This is a genomic window from Solwaraspora sp. WMMB335 (assembly GCF_049179075.1).
Lineage (GTDB): Bacteria > Actinomycetota > Actinomycetes > Mycobacteriales > Micromonosporaceae > Micromonospora_E.
In genome coordinates this window covers 7,669,186-7,687,356 of sequence record NZ_JBMHMF010000001.1, presented here as the reverse complement: position 1 = coordinate 7,687,356, position 18,171 = coordinate 7,669,186, and the positions used below count along the sequence as shown (strand labels likewise).

18 protein-coding genes are annotated in these 18,171 nt (G+C 72.5%); 4 read left to right on the top strand and 14 right to left on the bottom strand.

What is annotated here, in order from left to right; all coding sequences use genetic code 11:
* Positions 1-28: 28 nt before the first annotated feature.
* Entirely contained in the window at positions 29-538 is a 510-nt protein-coding gene (locus ACN27F_RS32985; protein WP_421439456.1) for a nuclear transport factor 2 family protein, read from the bottom strand.
* A gap of 20 nt (positions 539-558) precedes the next feature.
* Between ACN27F_RS32985 and ACN27F_RS32980 the strand changes: the two genes are divergently transcribed.
* Positions 559-1,014 (top strand): nuclear transport factor 2 family protein, encoded by a 456-nt coding sequence (locus ACN27F_RS32980; RefSeq protein ID WP_421439454.1) that lies wholly within the window; start codon positions 559-561, stop codon positions 1,012-1,014.
* Between the two features lie 18 nt (positions 1,015-1,032).
* Here the strand turns inward: ACN27F_RS32980 and ACN27F_RS32975 are convergent, their stop codons facing one another.
* The 6 genes from ACN27F_RS32975 to ACN27F_RS32950 all read right to left on the bottom strand — a co-directional run bounded on the left by ACN27F_RS32975 (position 1,033) and on the right by ACN27F_RS32950 (position 7,476).
* Positions 1,033-2,346 (bottom strand): PLP-dependent aminotransferase family protein, encoded by a 1,314-nt coding sequence (locus ACN27F_RS32975; protein WP_421439453.1) that lies wholly within the window; start codon positions 2,344-2,346, stop codon positions 1,033-1,035.
* A complete protein-coding gene (locus ACN27F_RS32970) occupies positions 2,343-3,146 on the bottom strand; it encodes an SDR family NAD(P)-dependent oxidoreductase (protein ID WP_421439451.1) in 804 nt (267 codons plus the stop codon). The genes ACN27F_RS32975 and ACN27F_RS32970 overlap by 4 nt, the downstream gene beginning before the upstream one ends.
* A 61-nt stretch (positions 3,147-3,207) precedes the next feature.
* Positions 3,208-4,116 (bottom strand): ABC transporter permease, encoded by a 909-nt coding sequence (locus tag ACN27F_RS32965; RefSeq protein WP_421439449.1) that lies wholly within the window; start codon positions 4,114-4,116, stop codon positions 3,208-3,210.
* Entirely contained in the window at positions 4,109-5,065 is a 957-nt protein-coding gene (locus ACN27F_RS32960) for an ABC transporter permease (RefSeq protein WP_421439447.1), read from the bottom strand. The genes ACN27F_RS32965 and ACN27F_RS32960 overlap by 8 nt, the downstream gene beginning before the upstream one ends.
* A gap of 30 nt (positions 5,066-5,095) precedes the next feature.
* Positions 5,096-5,842: an SDR family NAD(P)-dependent oxidoreductase gene (locus ACN27F_RS32955; RefSeq protein ID WP_421439445.1), complete on the bottom strand. Its 747-nt coding sequence runs from the start codon at positions 5,840-5,842 to the stop codon at positions 5,096-5,098.
* A complete protein-coding gene (locus ACN27F_RS32950; RefSeq protein WP_421439444.1) occupies positions 5,839-7,476 on the bottom strand; it encodes an ABC transporter substrate-binding protein in 1,638 nt (545 codons plus the stop codon). The genes ACN27F_RS32955 and ACN27F_RS32950 overlap by 4 nt, the downstream gene beginning before the upstream one ends.
* A 204-nt stretch (positions 7,477-7,680) precedes the next feature.
* Here ACN27F_RS32950 and ACN27F_RS32945 point away from each other — a divergent pair, with 204 nt between their 5' ends.
* Positions 7,681-8,343, top strand: a complete 663-nt coding sequence (locus tag ACN27F_RS32945; protein WP_421439442.1) for a TetR/AcrR family transcriptional regulator — start codon at positions 7,681-7,683, stop codon at positions 8,341-8,343.
* 46 nt (positions 8,344-8,389) lie between these two features.
* Here the strand turns inward: ACN27F_RS32945 and ACN27F_RS32940 are convergent, their stop codons facing one another.
* From ACN27F_RS32940 to ACN27F_RS32910, 7 genes are all read right to left on the bottom strand, one after another.
* Positions 8,390-10,057: an FAD-dependent oxidoreductase gene (locus ACN27F_RS32940; protein WP_421439440.1), complete on the bottom strand. Its 1,668-nt coding sequence runs from the start codon at positions 10,055-10,057 to the stop codon at positions 8,390-8,392.
* A 16-nt stretch (positions 10,058-10,073) separates the two neighbouring features.
* Positions 10,074-10,736: an SRPBCC family protein gene (locus tag ACN27F_RS32935; protein ID WP_421439438.1), complete on the bottom strand. Its 663-nt coding sequence runs from the start codon at positions 10,734-10,736 to the stop codon at positions 10,074-10,076.
* Entirely contained in the window at positions 10,729-10,968 is a 240-nt protein-coding gene (locus tag ACN27F_RS32930) for a 4Fe-4S dicluster domain-containing protein (protein WP_421439437.1), read from the bottom strand. The genes ACN27F_RS32935 and ACN27F_RS32930 overlap by 8 nt, the downstream gene beginning before the upstream one ends.
* A 3-nt stretch (positions 10,969-10,971) precedes the next feature.
* Positions 10,972-12,735, bottom strand: coding sequence for an FAD-dependent oxidoreductase (locus tag ACN27F_RS32925; RefSeq protein WP_421439435.1), 1,764 nt, complete (start codon positions 12,733-12,735; stop codon positions 10,972-10,974).
* A gap of 106 nt (positions 12,736-12,841) precedes the next feature.
* Positions 12,842-13,612: a maleylpyruvate isomerase N-terminal domain-containing protein gene (locus tag ACN27F_RS32920; protein WP_421439433.1), complete on the bottom strand. Its 771-nt coding sequence runs from the start codon at positions 13,610-13,612 to the stop codon at positions 12,842-12,844.
* Positions 13,609-14,460, bottom strand: coding sequence for a fumarylacetoacetate hydrolase family protein (locus ACN27F_RS32915; protein ID WP_421439431.1), 852 nt, complete (start codon positions 14,458-14,460; stop codon positions 13,609-13,611). Before ACN27F_RS32915 ends, ACN27F_RS32920 begins: the two co-directional genes overlap by 4 nt.
* Positions 14,457-15,548, bottom strand: coding sequence for a cupin domain-containing protein (locus tag ACN27F_RS32910; protein ID WP_421439429.1), 1,092 nt, complete (start codon positions 15,546-15,548; stop codon positions 14,457-14,459). Before ACN27F_RS32910 ends, ACN27F_RS32915 begins: the two co-directional genes overlap by 4 nt.
* Before the next feature lie 57 nt (positions 15,549-15,605).
* Between ACN27F_RS32910 and ACN27F_RS32905 the strand changes: the two genes are divergently transcribed.
* Positions 15,606-16,367, top strand: a complete 762-nt coding sequence (locus ACN27F_RS32905; RefSeq protein WP_421439427.1) for an IclR family transcriptional regulator — start codon at positions 15,606-15,608, stop codon at positions 16,365-16,367.
* 154 nt (positions 16,368-16,521) lie between these two features.
* Positions 16,522-18,162, top strand: a complete 1,641-nt coding sequence (locus ACN27F_RS32900; RefSeq protein ID WP_421439425.1) for an ABC transporter substrate-binding protein — start codon at positions 16,522-16,524, stop codon at positions 18,160-18,162.
* Positions 18,163-18,171: the final 9 nt, after the last annotated feature.

Genomic DNA, 18,171 nt, shown 5'->3' with positions numbered 1-18,171 from the left:
GTCAGCCGGCCCCGGGCGCGTCCAGCAGTCAGCCGGCCCCGGCCCCGGGGGCGTCCAGCAGGTCGTCGTGGCGCATCCACTCCAGGATGTGCTCCCGACGCCGGATCAGCCACCGCCCGTCGATGCGGACCAGCTCGTCGAGGTAGCGCAGGCCCCGGGTGCGCATCCGCGGCCCGCCGGCCGGGTGATCGATCAGGTGGGCCTGGGCGTACGTCTCGGCGACCGCCCGGTCCTGCGTCACCTGCGCGTAGTGGTTGCCGATGAAATGCATCGAGGCGCGCAGGTCGACGATCTCCAGCGGGAACCGGTGCGGCGAGACGCCGGTGAAGAAGTCCATGATCCGGTCGGCGCCGCCGGCGACCCGGACCCCCTCGTAGACGCCCTCCACGTCATCGGTGAAGCAGCTGCGCAACCGGGTCCAGTCCCGCCGGTCGATCGCCATGAAGTACCTGGTCACCACGTCCGCGATAGCCATCCGGTCAGCGGTGTGCACGGTCGTGTCCTCCGTCCCGTCGCGCAGCCACGGCGGCGCGCCCAATCGATGAAAGGTGTCGAACGATGTCTGGTTACGCCGAGGACCGCGCGGCCATCGTCGAACTGCTCACCCGGTACGCGCAGTGCTGCGACCGGCGCGAGTTCGACCAGGTCGGCGGCTGCTTCACCGACGACGCCCGGGCCGAGTACTCGGGCAAGCGGCTGCCGCGCGGGGTGGCGCACATCGTGGCGCACATGGCGCCGCTGGCCAACCTCGCCGCCAGCCAGCACGTGGTCGGCTCGGTGAGCGTCGACGTCACCGGTGACACCGCGACGGCCAGCTCGTACACGGTCGCGCACCTGGTGCGCCCGGTCGACGCCGGGCACGAGGTGGTGCACCGCGGCCTGCACTACGCCGACCAGCTGGTCCGCACCGCCGCCGGCTGGCGGATCAGCGACCGGGTGCACCGGGTGCTGTGGAGCACCAGCACGCCCACGGTGTGGCCGGTGCCCACCTTCAGCACCGCCGCGACGCGGTGACCGCCGGCTCACCCCGGCTCACCCCGGCACCCCGAGATCGGCGAACGCCTGACCGAGCCGGCCGACCGCCTCGGTGAGCCGGGGCGGGTCCAACATGCTGAACGACAGGCGCAGCTGCTGGCCGTACCGGTCGCCGAGGGAGAACTCGTCACCCGGCACCACCGACACGCCCCGGCGCATCGCCGCCCGGGCCACGGCGAGCGCGTCGATCCCGTCGGTCCGCACCCGCGCCCAGATGAACATGCCGCCGGTCGGGGCGGTGGCGGTCAGCCGGCCGGGCAGCTGTTCGGCCAGCGCGGCGGTCAGCGTCACCGCCCGCTCGCGGTACAGCTGGCGCAGCCGGGCCAGGTGGCCGTCGAACCAGCCGGGTACGGCCAGCAGCTCGGCGATGAGCCGTTGGCTGAACGCGGCCGAGTTGAGGTCGGTGGCCTGCTTGGCCACCACCAGCTGGCGGTGCAGCCAGCCCGGCGCGGCCAGGTAGCCGACCCGCAGACCGGGGGCGATCAGCTTCGAGAAACTGCCCAGGTAGAGCACGTGATCGGCGGCGTACCCGGCGACCGACGGCAGGTCGTCCCCGGTGAACCGCAGCTGACCGTACGGGTCGTCCTCGACCACCAGGAAGCCGTACCGCTGCGCCAGGTCGGCCAGCTGTCGCCGGCGCGGCGCGGCCAGGGTGGTGCCGCTGGGGTTGGAGAAGTTGGCGACCAGGTAGCAGAGCTTGGGCCGCAGACCGGCCCGCAACCGCTCGGCGAGCAGGCCGGTGTCCAGCCCGTCGTCGTCGACCGGCAACTCGACCACGCGCGGCTGGTAGGCCGCCAACGCCCGCAGCGCCCCGACGTAGGCCGGTGACTCGACGACCGCCAGGTCACCGGGGTCGAGCAGGACCTTCGCGATCAGGTCGAGCGCCTGCTGGGAGCCGGTGGTGACGAGCAGCCGGCCGGCCGGTGCGCTCAGTCGCAGCCGGCCGGCGAGATCGGCGGCCACCGCGTCGAGCAGCACCGGATCGCCCTCGGTCGGCGAGTACTGCAACGCCGCGCCCGCCGCGCCGTCGAGCACCCGGGCGACCGCCGCGGACACCGCCGCCGGGGCGGGGAACGCCTCGGCCGGCGGCAACCCGCCGCCGAGGGAGAGCAGCGGCACACCGGTGGCCCCTGGCGGTGGCGCTACGGCGGCCGCGGCGACGAGCTCCCGCAGCCGCGACGGTCGCATTCCGGCGGTCCGGGCGGCCAGCTCCGGTCGGGCGACGGGCGGCTGCCGCCGAGCCGTCGACGGGTCGGGGCGGGTGCCCGGCGGATCGGGGTGGGTGCCCGACGGGTCCGGGTGGCCGCTCACCCCATCGACCATCCGCCGTTGGCCCGCATCAGCTGGCCGGTGACGAACCTGCCCGCGTCGCTGACCAGGTAGAGCACCAGCAGCGCCTGGTCCTCGGGGTCGCCAACCAGGCCCAGCGGTGACTTGGCCGCCATCTGCGCCAGCCACTGCGACCTGCGGTGCTCGTCGACGGTGCCGTCGGCGGCGGTGAAGTTGCGGGCGCTGAAGTTGGTCAGCGTGGCACCGGGGGCGATGGCGTTGACCCGAATCCCCTTCGGACCCAGCTCCAGCGCCAGGGTGCGGGTCAGCCCGACCACGGCCAGCTTGCCGAGGTGGTAGAGGCCGTAGCCGGCGACGGGCAGGTCGGCCGCGGTCGACGAGATGTTGACGATCGCACCCCGGCCGCGGTCAACCATCACCGTGGCGGCGGCCTGGCAGCCGTACAGCACACCTTTGACGCTGATTGCCAGCTCGGCGTCCAGGTCGGCCGCGCTCACCTCGGTCAGCTCCCGCACCGCCGACGGTACGCCGGCGATGTTGCACTGCACGTCCAGCCCGCCGTAGCGCTCGACGGCGGCGCCGGCCAGGGCGTCCAGGTCGGACCGGCGGGTGACGTCGGTGTGCTGGAAGCTGGCCCGGCCGCCGGCGGCGGTGATCGCCGCGACGGTCTCGGCCCCGCGCCGCTGGTCGATGTCCGCGGCGACGACGGCCGCCCCGAACCGGGCCAGGGTCTCGGCGACCGCCCGGCCGATGCCGCTGCCGGCGCCGGTGACCGCGGCCACCCGGCCGTCCAGCCGGAAGGCGGTCTCGTCGGCTCGCATCTGGCTCTCCTCACTGGTCACCGGCCGGACACACCGGGTCCGGCCGGACGACCGGTCACGGTCAGGTCTGGATCTCCCGGGCGTCCCACCGGGCGCGGGCCCGCTCGCCGACGATGTTCAGGCTGAACACGGTGAGGAACATGAACACACCGGGCACCAGCGGGACGTGCGGGTGCCGGCGCAGCTCCCGCAGCCCGCCCTCGGCGATCATGTTGCCCCACGAGGGCGCCGGTTGTTGCAGGCCGAGGCCGAGGAACGCCAGCGATCCCTCGGCCACGATCAGCACCGCGGAGACGATGAACGCGTACGACACCAGCGGCAGGGCCACGTTCGGCAGCAGTTCGCGCAGCAGGATCCGGGTGTGCGTAGCGCCCATCGCCCGGCTGGCGGTGACGAACTCCCGCTGGGCGAAGACCAGGGTGTTCGCCCGGGCGAGCCGGATCATCGTCGGGATGCCCACCACGGCCAGCGCCAGCCCGCTCTTGAGCACCGCCTCCGGCATGGTCCGCGGCGGGCCGAGCACGGCGGCGAAGGCGATCAGCAGGACCAGTGCCGGGATCACCAGCGCGGCGTCGGCGAAGATGCCGATCACCACGTCGACCCAGCCCCGGAAGTAGCCGGCGATCATCCCGACCGCGCCGCCGACCAGCAGGCTGACCAGGACCGTGCAGCCGACGGTCAGCAGGCTGACCCGGGCGCCGTAGATCGAGCGGGCCAGCAGGTCCAGGCCGAAGCCGTTGGTGCCCAGCGGGTTGGCCGAGAACAGGTCCGGGCGGGCGTAGCCGGCCACCCCGATGGTGGCGGTGGTGTCGTCGGCGTTGCCCAGCGGCAGCGCGTCGGCCAGCAGCGCGCAGCCGGCCAACGCCACCAGCCAGCAGGCGCTGAACCAGAACGCGAGGTCGGTACGCCGCCGTCGGCGGGGGCGGGGTGGTCCCGGCGGCGCCGTGGCGGTGGGTCTCTGGTCAGGCATGCCGTCTCCGGATCCGGGGGTCCAGGTAGCCGTAGAGGACATCGACGACCAGGTTGAGCAGCAGGTAGATCACGGCGATCAGCAGGACCCCGCCCTGGACGAGCTTGTAGTCGTTGTTCTGCGCGGCGTTGATGATCACACTGCCGACGCCGGGCAGGACGAAGACCGCCTCGACGATGATCGTGCCGCCAAGCAGCCGCCCGGCGCTGACTCCGGCCAGCGTGATCAGTGAGAACGACGAGGGCCGCAGCGCCTCGCGCAGCATGATGTGCCAGCCGGGCATTCCCTTGGCTCGGGCCGCGAGGATGAAGTCCTCCTGCAGGGTGGCGACCAGGTCGCCGCGCAGCAGCCGGGCGAAGACCGGGGCCTCGGCCAGGGCGAGGGTCAGCGCGGGCAGGAACGCGTGCCACAGGTTCTGCCCCCAGCCCACGTCCGACGGGCGGGCCCACTGCCCAAGCGGGAAGACACCCAGGCTGATCGCGAACACCAGCAGCAACAGCAGGCCAACCAGGAACGGCGGGACCGAGATGATGCCGATGGTGGTGGCGGAGATCCACCGGTCGACCAGCCCGCCGGCCCGGTACGCCGACCACATCGCCAGCGGCACCGCGATCAGCAGGGCAAGCACGATGGCCATCACCGCCAGCTGCAGGTTCACCGGAAACGCCCGCAGCAACCGGTCGGAGACGTTCTCGATCGGCGGGACGAGGTTCTGCCCGAGGTCGCCGCGCAGCACCCCGCCGAGCCATTCGAGGTAACGCTGCACCGGCGGACGGTCCAGGCCCATCTCAGCCCGGATCCGCGCGTAGTCGGCCGGGCTGCCGGTGTTGCCGAGCACCTGGGCGGCCGGGTCACCCGGGCCGAGCTGCAGCAGCACGAAGGTTCCCACGCTGACCAGGAACAGCACCGGAACGAGCAGGGCCAGCTTGACGGCCACCGTCCGCAACATGAGCGTTCCTCTCCTCGCCGCCCGCGCCGGTCACACCAGCGGGGCGGGCCCCCCGTCGACCTCGATCGTCTGCCCGGTCAGGTACGACGCCGCGTCACTGGCCAGCCAGCGGATCGCCGCCGCGATCTCGCCCGGCTCCCCGATCCGGCCGAGCACCGCGATCGTGCCCAGCTGGGCGATTTCGGCCGGGCTGCGGTTGCGCTGCATCAGCGGGGTACGGACCGGCCCGGGCGCCACGCAGTTGATCCGCACCCCGGCCGGTCCGTGGTCGATGGCCAGTGCCCGAGTCAGCCCGACGACACCGGCCTTCGCGGCGCAGTAGGCCGGGTTGGCGCGCATGCCGCGCAGCCCGGCGCCGGAGGAGACGTTGACGACGGCACCGCCGGTGGTGACCAGGTGCGGCAACGCGGCCCGGCACATCAGGAACACCGAGGTGAGGTTGAGTGCCAGCCACCGATCCCACTCGGCCAGCTCCAGGTCGACCACGGTACGCCCGGGCCGGCTGCCACCCACGACGTTGACCAGCGCGTCGAGCCGGCCGTACCGGGCGATCGCGGCATCGACAGCGGCGGCCGACCCGGTCTCGGTGGTGGCGTCGGCGAGCACCGTGGCCACCTGGCCGGGCAGCGCCGCGCCGGCCGCGTCGAGCCCGGTGGCGTCGATGTCGGCGAGCACCAGCCGGTACCCGTCCTCGGCGAACGCCCGGGCGGTGGCCGCGCCGATGCCGTGGGCGGCGGCGGTGATCAGGGCCACCGGGGCGCCGGAGAGACCCGTCATCCCACGGTGGCCTTGCCGAGCAGCATCACGGTGTTGACGCTCTGCAGCACGTCGTCGACGTCGTCGGAGACCAGCACCACCTCGGGCTGGGCGGTCAGCGCGAGGAACGGCACGTCCTCGGCGTACGCCCGGGCGATGGTGCTGATCGCCGCCTTGATCTCGGACTCGTTGGCGGCGGCCCGCCCGGCGGCGATGGCCTCGTCCACGGCCGGGTTGACGTAGCCGGAGAAGTTCCCGCCGCCGGTGGTGACGTAGGTGGAGTTGAAGTCCCGGTTGAGAGCGAAGAACGGTTCGGCGTCGGAGATCGACGCGCCGAAGCAGGCCAGGTCGAAGTCCTTGCGGACGATGACCGCGCTGGTGTTGGCGGCGATCTCCTGCTGGTCGGTGAGGTCGACCTGCATGCCGGCGGCTTCCAGCATGCCCTGCACCGCGGTGCCCCAGGTGGGCAGGCCGGTGTGGCAGCTGATCCGGATCCGCCCGTCCCAGCCGTCGGCCTTGGCCTGCTCGACCAACTGCCGGGCCCGGTCGATGTCGTACGCGGGTCCTTCGACTCCGTCGTACCAGCGGGAGCCCTCGGCGATCAGGGCGCTGGTCATGGTGCCCGCGCCGCCGTACACCCGCTGTCTGAGCGTGTCCAGGTCGATCGCGGCGGCGACCGCCTGGCGGACCCGCTTGTCCGCGGTGGGTGCGGTCGATTCCAGTTGGGTGCCGTCGGGCTGGCCGTCGCAGCGCGGCGCCGGCTCGCCTTCCTGGCAGGTGATCGGGAAGCCGTTGTTCATGATCATCGTGTCGTTGGCGGAGTACTGCACCCGGATGCCGTCGGCGCCGTCGGCCTCGGCGTCGGCGATCGCCCCGGCGTCGCGTAGGAAGGCCAGGTCGACGGTGCCGGCCCGGAACGCCTCGTAGGTCTGCGGGCCGTCGCCGGCGTGGATGAAGCGCACTCCGTCGAGGGGCACCTCGCCGCCCCAGTAGTCGGGGTTGCGGGTGAGGGTCAGCGACTCGTCGGGCCGGAACTCGTCGAGGATGAACGGTCCCGCGCCGGCACCCACCGGGTTGGTGCCGAAGGCGTCACCCTGCTCGGTCACCGCGGCCGGGTTGACCACCATGCCGGGGGTGCCGGCGAGGGCGAACGGGAAGTTGTTCCACGGGAAGGCGAGGGTGAACACCACCGTGCGCTCGTCCGGGGTCTGGTAGTCGGTGATCGGCGCGACCAGCGAGCTGGCGTTGGACCGGGCCTCGGTGTGCCGCTGCAGGTTGGCTACGACAGCGGCCGAGTCGTACGGCGAACCGTCACTGAAGGTGATCCCGGGACGCAGGGTGAGCGTCCACTCGGTGTAGTCGTCGTTGGCGGTGAGCGACTCGGCGGTGTTCGGTTCGAACGTGCCGCCCTCCGGGTCGTACCGCATGATCGTGTCGTAGAGCGCGGCCAGTTCGGCCCCGCCGGAGTTGCCGGTGCCAGCGACCTGGACCGGGTCGAGCGACTTGGTCGCGGACCAGGTGGCCATGGTGATCGTGCCGCCGGTCTCGCTGGTCTCGCCGTCCTCGCCGCACGCCGCGACGGTGGCGAGCAGCAGCCCGACCACCGCGACGCGGGCGGGCGCCCCGTTCCACTTGTATTTCCGACCAGTTGCCATCTGCTTCTCCTGGTAGCCGGTGAACGCCGAGGCTTGTGTTAATGCCCTGTAAACTAGCCCCGGACCGGCAGCCAATCAAGCGCTCGCTTGGAGATTGTTACCGGACAGCGCCTGGTCGTGGCACGACCATCGATTCACCAAGCGCTTGATTGACTCTGCTATGCTGACGCGCGCCGACCATCGTTGCCGACCGAAAGAGGCGCCGTGGCAGAGTCGCTCGACCGACGACAGCAGATCATCGCCTGCGCGGCGGCCTCGTTCGCCAGCCGAGGCGTCGCGGCCACCACGGTCCGGCAGATCGCCGACGAGGTCGGCATCCTCTCCGGCAGCCTCTACCACCACTTCGACTCCAAGGAAGCGATCGTCGAGGCGATCCTCGGGCCGTACCTCGACGAGTTGCGCCGGCGCTACGCCGAGGCGTTGACCGGCGACGCCGACGCGGCGACCAAGCTGCGCAACCTGGTGCACGCGTCGCTGGACACGGCGGCGGCGCACCCGCACGCCACCGAGATCTACCAGAACGACGTCAACTACCTGCGCGGCCTGGCCCGGTTCCACTACCTCAAGGACGTCGCGCGCGAGGTGCAGAGCGCCTGGCTGGGGGTGATCGAGGCCGGCGTGCGCGACGGCACCTTCCGCGACGACATCGACACCCGGGTCTTCTACCGGTTCATCCGCGACGCGGTGTGGCTGTCGGTGCGCTGGTTCCACCCGACCCCGGAGTACCCCACCGGTCGGCTCGCCGACCAGTGCACGGTGATCTTCCTCGACGGCCTGGCCCGCCACCCCGGGCCGGGCAGGAACGGGCCGGGCCCGCACGGCACGACGACGGATCACGGCGTGGCCGCCGCCGCGGCCACCGGCTGAGTCGCCACCGCCTCGCGCGGCTTCCAGGCCGGTCACCGCCGGCCGGTCACCCGCCGGCCAGGGCACGGCCGCTGAGGAATCCGTAGGTCATCCCGGCGGCCAGGGTCGCCCCGGCCCCCGGATACCCCGGGCCGAACGGGCTGGCCGCCACGTTGCCGCAGGCGTACAGGCCGGTGATCGGGGCACCGTCGACACCCTGCACCTGCCCGTGCTCGTCGCAGAGCGGGCCACCCTTGGTGCCCAGGCAACCCAGGTGCAGGCGGACCGCGTAGTAGGGGCCGGCACCCAGCGGGCGCAGGTTGCGGTGCGGCGTCACGCTCGGATCCCCCCGGTACCGGTCGTACACCGTCGTGCCCCGGCCGAACCGCGGATCCTGGCCGTGCTCGGCGTGCCGGTTGAACTCCGCGACCTGTTCGCGCAGCCCGTCCGGGTCGATCCCGACGGTGTCGGCCAACTCCCGCAGCGTCGGGGCGGTCGCCATCCAGCCCGGCGTCGGCGAGTCCGGGGTGACCGTGGCCACCGAGTACGACGAGCGGAACCGGTCGTCGAACACCAGCCAGCAGGGCAGGTTCGCGTACTCGTAGTGGATTGCGTCGAACTGCGCCATCGCCTTGCCGAGGTCGTTGTAGTTCATCGCCTCGTCGGCGAAGCGCCGCCCGCGCCGGTTGACGATGATGCCGCCGGGCAGTGCCCGCAGTCCCGACGTCGGCCGGTACAGCGGCTGGCCGTCGTAGGTGTCGCCGGCGGCGTACACCATCGGACCCCACCACGCCTCGTTCATGTTGGCCAGCGCGGCGCCGATCTCCATCACCATCCGCAGCCCGTCGCCGACGTTGGCTGGCGGGCTGGCCGGGGCGTCCATCGGCACCCCGAGGAACTGCCCGACCATGTCCGGGGCCCACTCGAACCCACCCGAGGCGAGCACCACCCCGCGGTCCACCGCGACGCGTACGGTGCCCTGCGGCGTGGCCACGGTGATCGCCTCGATCCGGCCGCCGCCGGCACCACCGCCGCCGCCATCGCCGGTGCCGGTGCCGGTGCCGGTGCGGTGCAACCGGAGCGCGCGGGCCTCGGTGTGCACGGTCGCGCCGAGCCGCAGGCAGCCGTGCAGCAGCTCACCGACCAGCGCCGCGCCCATCCCGACCACGCCCTTGGCGGTCCGCTCGGCGATCAGCGCCCAGTCCCAGCGGTCCAGGGTGTCCATCCCCCACCGGTCGAGTTCGAGCTTGGTCACCGGCACGGTGCTGTGCGGCGGGCGCAGCTTGCCGCGTAGCTCACCGAGTTGGGTGGCGTCGAACAGGTCGCTCTGCAACGTGCGACCGCCGGGGCGGGCACCGGGCAGGTCCGGCTGGTAGTCCGGGTGCTCCAGGTTCGGGGTGAACTCCAGCCCGGTGTGCTTGACCACCAGGTCAAGCATCGGGTTGACCTGGTCGACGAAGGTTTCGATGAGCCGGTCGGGGACCCGACCGAGCGCCAGCCGGCGCAGGTAGGTCACCGCGTCGTCGCGGGAGTCCGGCACGCCGGCCTCGGCCAGCCAGCGGTTCGCCGGCGCCCAGATCGAACCGCCGGAGACCACCGTCGTACCGCCGATCACCGGCGCCTTCTCCAGGATGGTCACCCGCAGTCCGGCCGCCGCGGCGGTCAGCGCCGCGGTCAACCCGGCGGCTCCGGTGCCGACCACCACCACGTCGGTCCGGTGTGGCAACGCGTGCACGGCTCGTCTCCCCTCGTCAGGCAGTGGTCCGTCGGGCCTGCAGGGCCTGGCGGATGTTGCGCAGGAAGTCCTCGGCGGTCGGTTCCACCATCGGAGCCATCAGCAGCTCCACCATCGGAGCCATCGGCCCGCCCGGCGTCAACTGCAGGTGGAAGCGCAGCCGGGACCCGCCGGTCGCCGGCCGGTCCGCCGCCGCGCCCGGCGCCGGCCGATCCGCCTCCGACGCAGCGGGCGCTTGCTGGTCCGCCGGCCGATCCGCCGACTGCCGATCCGCCCGGCGGTTGAGCCACCGCAGCAGCCGTCCGACCAGGGCGAACCTGATCCGGCGCAGTAGTGGTCGCCGGGGACGGTCGGCGACCGGCTGGCGCTGCGCCACGGCCGGTGCGCCGACCGGCTCCAGCTCGAAGCTGCCCTGCCCGGTGATCCGTTCGGTCAGGCCGGTGATGGTGAACTCGGCCCGCCGTCGCGGTTCCCACACGGTGATGTCCGCCTGCAGGTCGACCTCGCGGGCGAGGATCCCGACGTCGCCACGCAACGTCCAACGCGATCGCCGGTCGTCGACCAGCTCCAGCTTCTGGAATCCGACCAGGAAGTGTGCCCAGTTCGGGATCACCTCGACGAACGACCAGACCTCGTCGACGCCGACGTCGATGTCCAGGGTGTAGCTGGCCTCAATCATCGTCCGGCCGCCCCGGCAGGATGGAGATCGGCTGCTGCCGCATGCTCCAGGTGAACTCGATCTCGATCGCGCCGGCCGGGCACTCCACCCGGCACACGTCGCAGTAGCTGCACTCGTCCGGATACCGGACCAGCTCCGACACGCCGCGGTCGATGTGCAGGATGTCGCCGGGACAGACGTCCTGGCAGATCCCGCACAGCGAGCAGAGGCTCTCGTTGACCCGTGGTGCCATCTCCTACCCCACCTTCCCGGCGAGCCGTGCTCCCCGTTCCCCGACCAGTTCCACGATCGACCGGTTCGCCAGCTGCGCCTCGCGCCAGGCCGGTGTCGGCACGGTCCGCTCCAGGACGGGTCCGGTGCCGTCGTGGCCGGCCAGGATGGCGACGCCGAGCCACTGCCGGTCGTCGGCGGCCGGTCGGTCGGTGCGGTAGTGGCCCATCAGGAAGCTGAACCGGCTCTCGTCGCGTTCCAGCGCGACGGCGGTCATCATCTCGTCGAACAACCGCAGGTCGAACGCCTCGTGCGCGCGCATCAGCTCATGTCCGCCGACGGCGTGCACGGTCTCGGCGGCGGCCGCGTAGCCGCGCAGGTACTCGGCGGCCTGCCGCAGGCCGATCGCGTTGCGGTCCATGCCGACATACTTCGTCATCAGGTCCTGCAGCTGGTGCTCGTACTCCCGCCAGCCCAGGCCGCTGGTCCGGTTCAGCGGAGCCAGGGTCCGCCGCCGTTCTGCGTCCACCGCCGCCCGGTCGAGCACGGGGGCGTCGGCGGCGCGGGCGAACTCGGCGGCGGTCCGGCCGATCACGTAACCGGTGGCCAGCGAACCGGCCAGCGCGTACGCCGGAGTGGCCAGGTCACCGGCGGCGAACAGGCCGGGTACCCGGGTCTGCCCGTCGGCCCCGACGACCACGCCCTTCGGCGAGCCGGTCGCCGACCAGGCACCGTTGAACAGCTCGAACTCCACCGGGTGGCGGGCCAGATCGATCCCGGACTGCTCCAGGAACTCCAGGAACAGCGGCGCGTCGTAGGAGATGTACCGGCTGATCGCGGCGATCTCCTCGGGCGGCAGGTGGGTGCAGTCGATGTAGATCGGCCCGCGACCCGCCAGCACCTCCCCGGCGGCCTTGCCGACGATGCCGAAGCCGAACTGGCGTTCCCCGTCGATGTCGGGCAGCTCCGCGATGAGCTGCCCATTGCCGTTGACCAGCCGCCCGCCGGCCTCCAGCAGGTTGCCCATCGCACCGGTGGCGAAGCCCCGCGGGAACAGGAAGGTGCCGAGGAACTCGATGTTGGCGGCGACCGCGCCCGCCCGGGCGGCCAGGGCGAATCCGGTCGTCGCGTGGTACGGCCGGTGGTAGGTGTGGAACGGGTCGCGCCGTGGCGAGTTGAAGATGACCCGTTCGGCGTTGCCGGTGGCGACGATCACCGCACCGGCGCGGAAGGTCAGGAACTCGCACGAGCGGATGTCGAACCCGGTGGCGCCGACCGCCCGGCCGGTGCCGTCGAGCTGCACGCTGGTGGCGTGCACGCCACCGATGATCCGCACCCCGGGGGTGGCCGCCGCCCGCTCGGCCAGTCGCGGTTTGATGTCGACACCGTCGAACTTGAGCACGATCGGGCCCGGGGTCCACATCCGGCCGACCCGCTCGTACCCGCCGTCCGCCGTGCGCAGTGGCACGCCCGACTGTTCCAGGAACTCGCACACCGCCGGCAGCGGCTCGATGCCCAGTGGCCCGGCCACGTCCATGTCGACCAACCCGAGTGCGATGTCGCAGTACCACTTCGCGAACACCTCGGGGGTGTCCCACTGCTCGCCCAGATCGAGATAGGTGGTGAGGAAGGCCAGACCGCGACCGGCGTCACCGGACCGGCGTACCGACCGGGTCTTGTCGACCAGCACCACCGAGGCGCCGGCCTGCGCCGCGCGTACCGCTGCCACGCAGCCGGCGATCCCACCACCGATCACGAGTACGTCGGACTCGATCACGTCGCTGTGCACCGGTGCCTCCCTCCGTATGTCGGTGACTGGCCGCAGCCGGCCGGGTACCGAGAATCGATCATGTCATCGGGCCTGGTCAGTGGGGATTCCCACGACCGGCCCAGGGTCATATCCACCGCGGTGGCACCGGTGCGGTGGCACCGGCCGGGCTGACCGCCAGGTCGTCCGGTCCTGATCGGCCGATCAGCCAGCCGAGCAGCTGCCAGGTGGCGCCGGCCAGCTCCACCGGCCGGCCTGGGTCGGTACCAGCGGACTCACCGGACCCGTTGGACCCGCCGGCGTCCCGGCCGATGATCCAGACCCGCTGCCGATCGGTGGCCCGCAGCCGCGCCCGCGCCTCGGGATCGCGGGCGGTCACGGTGGCGGTCACCTCGTCCAGCAGCGCGTCGACGACCGACCCTGGGGTGTCGGCGAGGGTGCCGCCGAGATCGAGGTCGGCGGCATGCACCCAGACCTCGCGTACCCGCAGCCAGGGGACTCCGGCGGCAGGGATCTCGCGGCCCTGTGCGGTGCGCACGCTCGCCCGCCAGGCATCGTCCGACATCGCCGCCACGGCGGCGGCGAGCCGGTCGGCGGCGGCGACGAGGTCGGACCGCAGCTGTCCGGCGCTGCGCCCCGCCCCGGCCGCGATGTCGGCGTCGCGCTGCCCGGCACTGGGGTACATCGGCGTCGGTGTCCCGGTCCGGGCCCAGGTGAGCAGGTTGACCAGGGCGTCGGCGTTGCGGGCCAGGTGGGTGACCAGGTGTGCCCGGGTCCAGCCGGCCAGGCCACTGGGCCCGGCCGCGCCGGCGTCGGTCAGCGTGGCGACCACGTCCCGGCAGTGCCGTTCGCCGGCGGCCAGCCAGTCCAGCGTGATCCCCGGGTCGTCGGCCGTCATCGCCGCTCCGTCGCACCGGCCGGTTGTGCCCGGCAGATATTGCGGCATTCGCCGAGGCCGGCGATCCGGGTGACCAGCACGTCGCCGTCGCCGAGGTAGCGTGGCGGGGTGCGGGCGTGACCGACGCCGCCGGGTGTGCCGGTGGCGATCACGTCGCCGGGACGCAGGGTGCAGATCGTCGACAGGTACGCCACCAGCCGTGGCGGGTCGAAGACCAGTTCGGTGCTGTCCGAGTGCTGCACCGTCTCCCCGTTGACCTCGCATTCGACGCTCAGCCCGGCGGCCAGGTCGAGTTCGTCGGGGGTGACCAGGCAGGGTCCGAACGGAGTGCTGGCCTCGAAGGTCTTGCCGGCCAGCCACTGCGGTGTCCGGTACTGCCAGTCGCGGGCGGTGACGTCGTTGAGCACCGTGTAGCCGGCGATCGCCGCCGCCGCCTGCCCGGCGCTGGCGTGGCGGACCGGGGTGCCGATGACGACGGCGAGTTCGGCCTCCCAGTCCATCGCGGTGGACGCGGCCGGCAGGGTGATGTCGTCGTAGGCACCGACCAGGGCCGGCGGGTACTTGGCGAACAGCGTCGGGTGTTCGGGCAGCTGCCGTCCCATCTCCAGGATGTGCCGGCGGTAGTTGAGACCGACGCAGACGATCTTCTCGGGGTGCGGGATCAGCGGGCCGTGGTCGAGGCCGACCAGCGGGTGGCGGGGACCGTCGGCGGTGGTGGCCCGCCGTGCCCAGTCCGGTTGCGCCAGCAGCTGCCCGACGTCCGGGTAGCCGGTCTCCACGGCGGCGTCCGGGTCGATCCGGACGGCGGCGGTGGCGCCGGGTGCGGTCCGGACCGTCGCGAGCCTCATGCCGGCTCGCCTGTCTGCCGACGGGCCAGGTGCAGCGCCGCGTACACGGGCGCGTCGCTGAACCGGAACAGGTCCGCGCCGGCGTCGGTCCGGATGGCGACCGGGCACCAGGACGGCACGGCGAACAGGTCACCGGTGCCGAGCACATGGTCCCGGTCATCGAGGGTGACCGTCGCCTCGCCGTCGAACACCTGCCAGACCGAGGAGCCGACCTCCCGTACGGCGGTGGTCGCGGTCGCGGCGGCCAGCCGGTGCATCTCCAGCCGGACGGTGGGCAGCGCGTCGCGGCCGGTGGTCGGGTTGACGAACCGGACCGCCGCGTGACCGGGTCCGACGGTGGCGGGATGCCCCTGCGCGGCGAGCTCCAGCTGGGCGGTGAGCGCGGCGTCGGTGTGCCGCCAGCGGTACGCCGGCAGCGGCGAGCTGACGGTGTCCCGCTCGGCGGCCAACGGCCGCAGTCCCGGATGGGCCCACAGCCGCTCGCCACGCGAGGCCACCGGAGTGGTGGTGTCGGTGAGCTCGTCGGGGCCGAACTCGAAGAAGCCGGCCTCGAGCCCGGCGACCAGCGGGATGTCCAGGCCGTCCAGCCAGACCATCGGCGCGTCGGCGGTGTTGTGGTGTTCGTGCCAGGCCCAACCGGGAGTGAGCAGCAGGTCACCGCGACGCATCGCGACCGGGTCGCCGTCGACGACGGTCCAGACGCCCTCTCCGTCGAGCACGAAGCGGAACGCGTTCTGCGTGTGCCGGTGGGCGGGGGCCACCTCCTTGGGCCCGAGATACTGCACGGCGGCCCAGAGGGTGCCGGTGGCGAACGGGTCACCGGGCAGGGCCGGATTGGCCAGGGCGATCGCGCGGCGTTCGCCGCCGCGGCCCACCGGGACCAGGTCCCCGGCCCGGGCGGCCAGCGGCAGCAGCTCGGCCCAGGGCCAGACGTGCGGCACCGCCCGGGGCGCCGGGGCAGCCGGCATCAGCCCTTCCCTGACGGTCCATAGTGGCATGAGTCCGGCGGCGTCGAAATCGGCGTAGAGCTGCTGCAGGGCGCGGTCCGATCCGGTCCCGGCGGCGCTCCTGGGGTCCACGGCAACCATGGGGCCAGGTTAGGAACCTTCTTTACGGCGGAATGATCGCGTGCGCATAATTCTCCCGTGCAGAATGCCGTGCCGTACCCGATCGAATCCGTCGACAACGCCCTGCGGCTGATCCTGCTGCTGCGCGAGCGGTCCCGGGTCGGGGTGGCGGAAGCCGCCCGACACCTCGGCGTCGCCCCGTCCACGGCGCACCGGCTGCTCGGCATGCTCAAGCACCACGGGTTCGCGGTGCAGGACGGTCGGCGGGCGTACCTGCCCGGTCCGGTCTTCACCGATCTGGGACTGGCCGGCGGGCGGTCCGGCCCGGACCTGCGTACGGTGGTCCGGCCGCACCTGGAACGGCTCAGCGGCCAACTGCAGGAGACCGCGCACCTGGCGGTGCGCGAGGGCACCGCCGTGCGCTTTTTGGACGGGGTCGAGGCGACCCACGGGCTGCGGGTGGGGTCGCGGGCCGGAATGTCGATGCCGGCGCACTGCACCTCGGGCGGCAAGATCCTGCTCGCCCAGCTCTCCCCGCACGAGCTGGAGGTGTGCTATCCGCGCGGGCTGCCGGCGGTGTACGGGCCGGCGGTGGAGGACCTGGCCGGCCTGCGCCGCCAGCTGGCCACCGCCCGCCGCCTCGGGTACGCGGTCAACCGCGAGGAGAGCGAACGGGGGATCACCGGGATCGGGGTCTGCCTACGCGACGCCACGGGCGAGGTCCGGGGTGCCCTGGCGGTGGGCATGCCCACCGCACGCTGCCCGAACACCCGCATCCCGCAGGTGGCGGCGGCGCTGCGCGGTGCCGCCGAGGTGATCGCCGCCGAACTCGGCGGCTGACCTGGCGCTCGCGCTGAGCTGCAACATCGCCGCAATCTCCCGTTGACGAAGCAAGCGCTTTGTTGGTAGCTTCCTCGCTACTCTCGCCGGCGCAGTGCCGCTGCGCGCCGCACCGCCGGTAGAGCATCTGCCGCCTACCGAAGGTGGAACGACAGTGAGACATGCCCACCGCACCCTTGCGCCGTTGCTGGCGATCGCTTTGCTACCAGTCGCCGCCTGCGGCAACGACAGTTCCGGTCCGGACACCGACCCCGACACCGAGGCCACGACGAACGGCTGCCCGCCGGCGGCACCGTCCGGCTCGGTGGCCCACGACCCCGCCGCCGTGCTCACCTACGGCAGCGTGCCGGCCAGTTCGCTCGATCCGATCCGCCAGGTCGAGGCGAACGAGATCACCGTGTTGCAGACGATCTTCGATCCGCTGGTCAAGCTCGACGAGAACGACCAGCCGGTGCCCGGACTGGCCACCGAGTGGACGGTCGTCGGCGACGGCACCATGGAGTTCACCCTGCGCGACGGAGTCGTCTTCTCCGACGGCACGCCGTTCGACGCCGACGCCGTGGCGTTCAACATCGACCGGGCGATGAACGACGAGGAATCCAACATCAAGGGCGAGCTGGCCAACGTACAGGCCGTCGAGGTCGTCGACGAGCACACCGTACGGTTCCGGCTGGACCCGCCCAACCCGGCGGCCTTCCCGATCATCCTGTCCGACCGGGCCGGGCTGATGGCCTCCCCGACGGCGGTACGCGCCGCCGGCTCGTCGACCGCGTTCAGCGACGCGCCGGTCGGGGCCGGACCGTACGCGATCGACGGCCCCTGGTACGCCCGGGAGCGGGTCAGCGTGCGGGCCTGGGACGGCTACTGGAACGCCGAGGAACGTCTGCTCGGCGGGATCGACTTCGTCGAGACCGCCACCGACGCCAGCCTCGGCGCGCTGCAGGCCGGTGACCTGGACGTGCAGTACATCGAGGACGACAAGGTGGCCGCCGCGTGCGCCGACGACCGGCTGCGGGTGATGTCCTCGTCGACCAACGAGATCCGTGCGTTGCTGATCAACCAGAGCATGGAGCCGTTCGACGACGTCCGGGTCCGCCAGGCGCTGCGCTACGCCCTGGACCGCGAGGCGATCACCATGGCGTTGACCGACGGGCGGTCCGAGCCGGCCACCCAGTGGTTCCCGCAGGGATCGATCGCCTACTCCCCCGAACTCGCCGACGCCTACCCGTACGACCCGACGAAGGCCAAGGAACTGCTCGCCGAGGCCGGCTACCCGGACGGGGTGAGCTTCACCGCCGAGATCGGCGGCACCTTCACCGCGTACGTCCGGATGGGTGAGCTGGTGCAGGCGCAACTGCAGCAGTCCGGGTTCGACATGGACCTGCAGCTGATCGACCCGGCGCAGATGCTGGCCCGCCTCTACGGCACCGCCGACTCGCAGCCGCAGATCGCGGCGGCGCCGCTGGCGATGGCACCGGCCCGCTCGCCGTCCACCCGGTTCCGGGAGCGGTTCTTCGAAGACGGCCGGTACAACGTGTCCGGGGTGGAGATCCCCGGGATCCGGGACCTGGTCGTACGGGCCGACGCGGCGGTCGATCCCGACGAACGCGCCGATCTGCTGCGCCAGGCGGCGGAGCTCGCCTCGGCGGAGGCCGCCGCCGGGGTGCCGCTGTTCTTCGTCGCCGGGCACACCGCGATGGGTGCCCACGTGGGCGGGGTCAACCGCGGCGCCACCCGGTCGAACATGACCTTCGACGGATTGTTCATCACCGAAGGCCGAGTGCCGGTGGGCTGACGGCGGTCC

Bases quoted from the DNA above. Each gene is read 5' to 3' on its own strand.
- ACN27F_RS32980 (WP_421439454.1), top strand. From the start codon at position 559: ATGTCTGGTTACGCCGAGGACCGCGCGGCCATCGTCGAACTGCTCACC.
- ACN27F_RS32970 (WP_421439451.1), bottom strand. From the start codon at position 3,146: ATGCGAGCCGACGAGACCGCCTTCCGGCTGGACGGCCGGGTGGCCGCG.
- ACN27F_RS32965 (WP_421439449.1), bottom strand. From the start codon at position 4,116: ATGCCTGACCAGAGACCCACCGCCACGGCGCCGCCGGGACCACCCCGC.
- ACN27F_RS32960 (WP_421439447.1), bottom strand. From the start codon at position 5,065: ATGTTGCGGACGGTGGCCGTCAAGCTGGCCCTGCTCGTTCCGGTGCTG.
- ACN27F_RS32955 (WP_421439445.1), bottom strand. From the start codon at position 5,842: ATGACGGGTCTCTCCGGCGCCCCGGTGGCCCTGATCACCGCCGCCGCC.
- ACN27F_RS32950 (WP_421439444.1), bottom strand. From the start codon at position 7,476: ATGGCAACTGGTCGGAAATACAAGTGGAACGGGGCGCCCGCCCGCGTC.
- ACN27F_RS32935 (WP_421439438.1), bottom strand. From the start codon at position 10,736: ATGATTGAGGCCAGCTACACCCTGGACATCGACGTCGGCGTCGACGAG.
- ACN27F_RS32930 (WP_421439437.1), bottom strand. From the start codon at position 10,968: ATGGCACCACGGGTCAACGAGAGCCTCTGCTCGCTGTGCGGGATCTGC.
- ACN27F_RS32920 (WP_421439433.1), bottom strand. From the start codon at position 13,612: ATGACGGCCGACGACCCGGGGATCACGCTGGACTGGCTGGCCGCCGGC.
- ACN27F_RS32915 (WP_421439431.1), bottom strand. From the start codon at position 14,460: ATGAGGCTCGCGACGGTCCGGACCGCACCCGGCGCCACCGCCGCCGTC.
- ACN27F_RS32910 (WP_421439429.1), bottom strand. From the start codon at position 15,548: ATGGTTGCCGTGGACCCCAGGAGCGCCGCCGGGACCGGATCGGACCGC.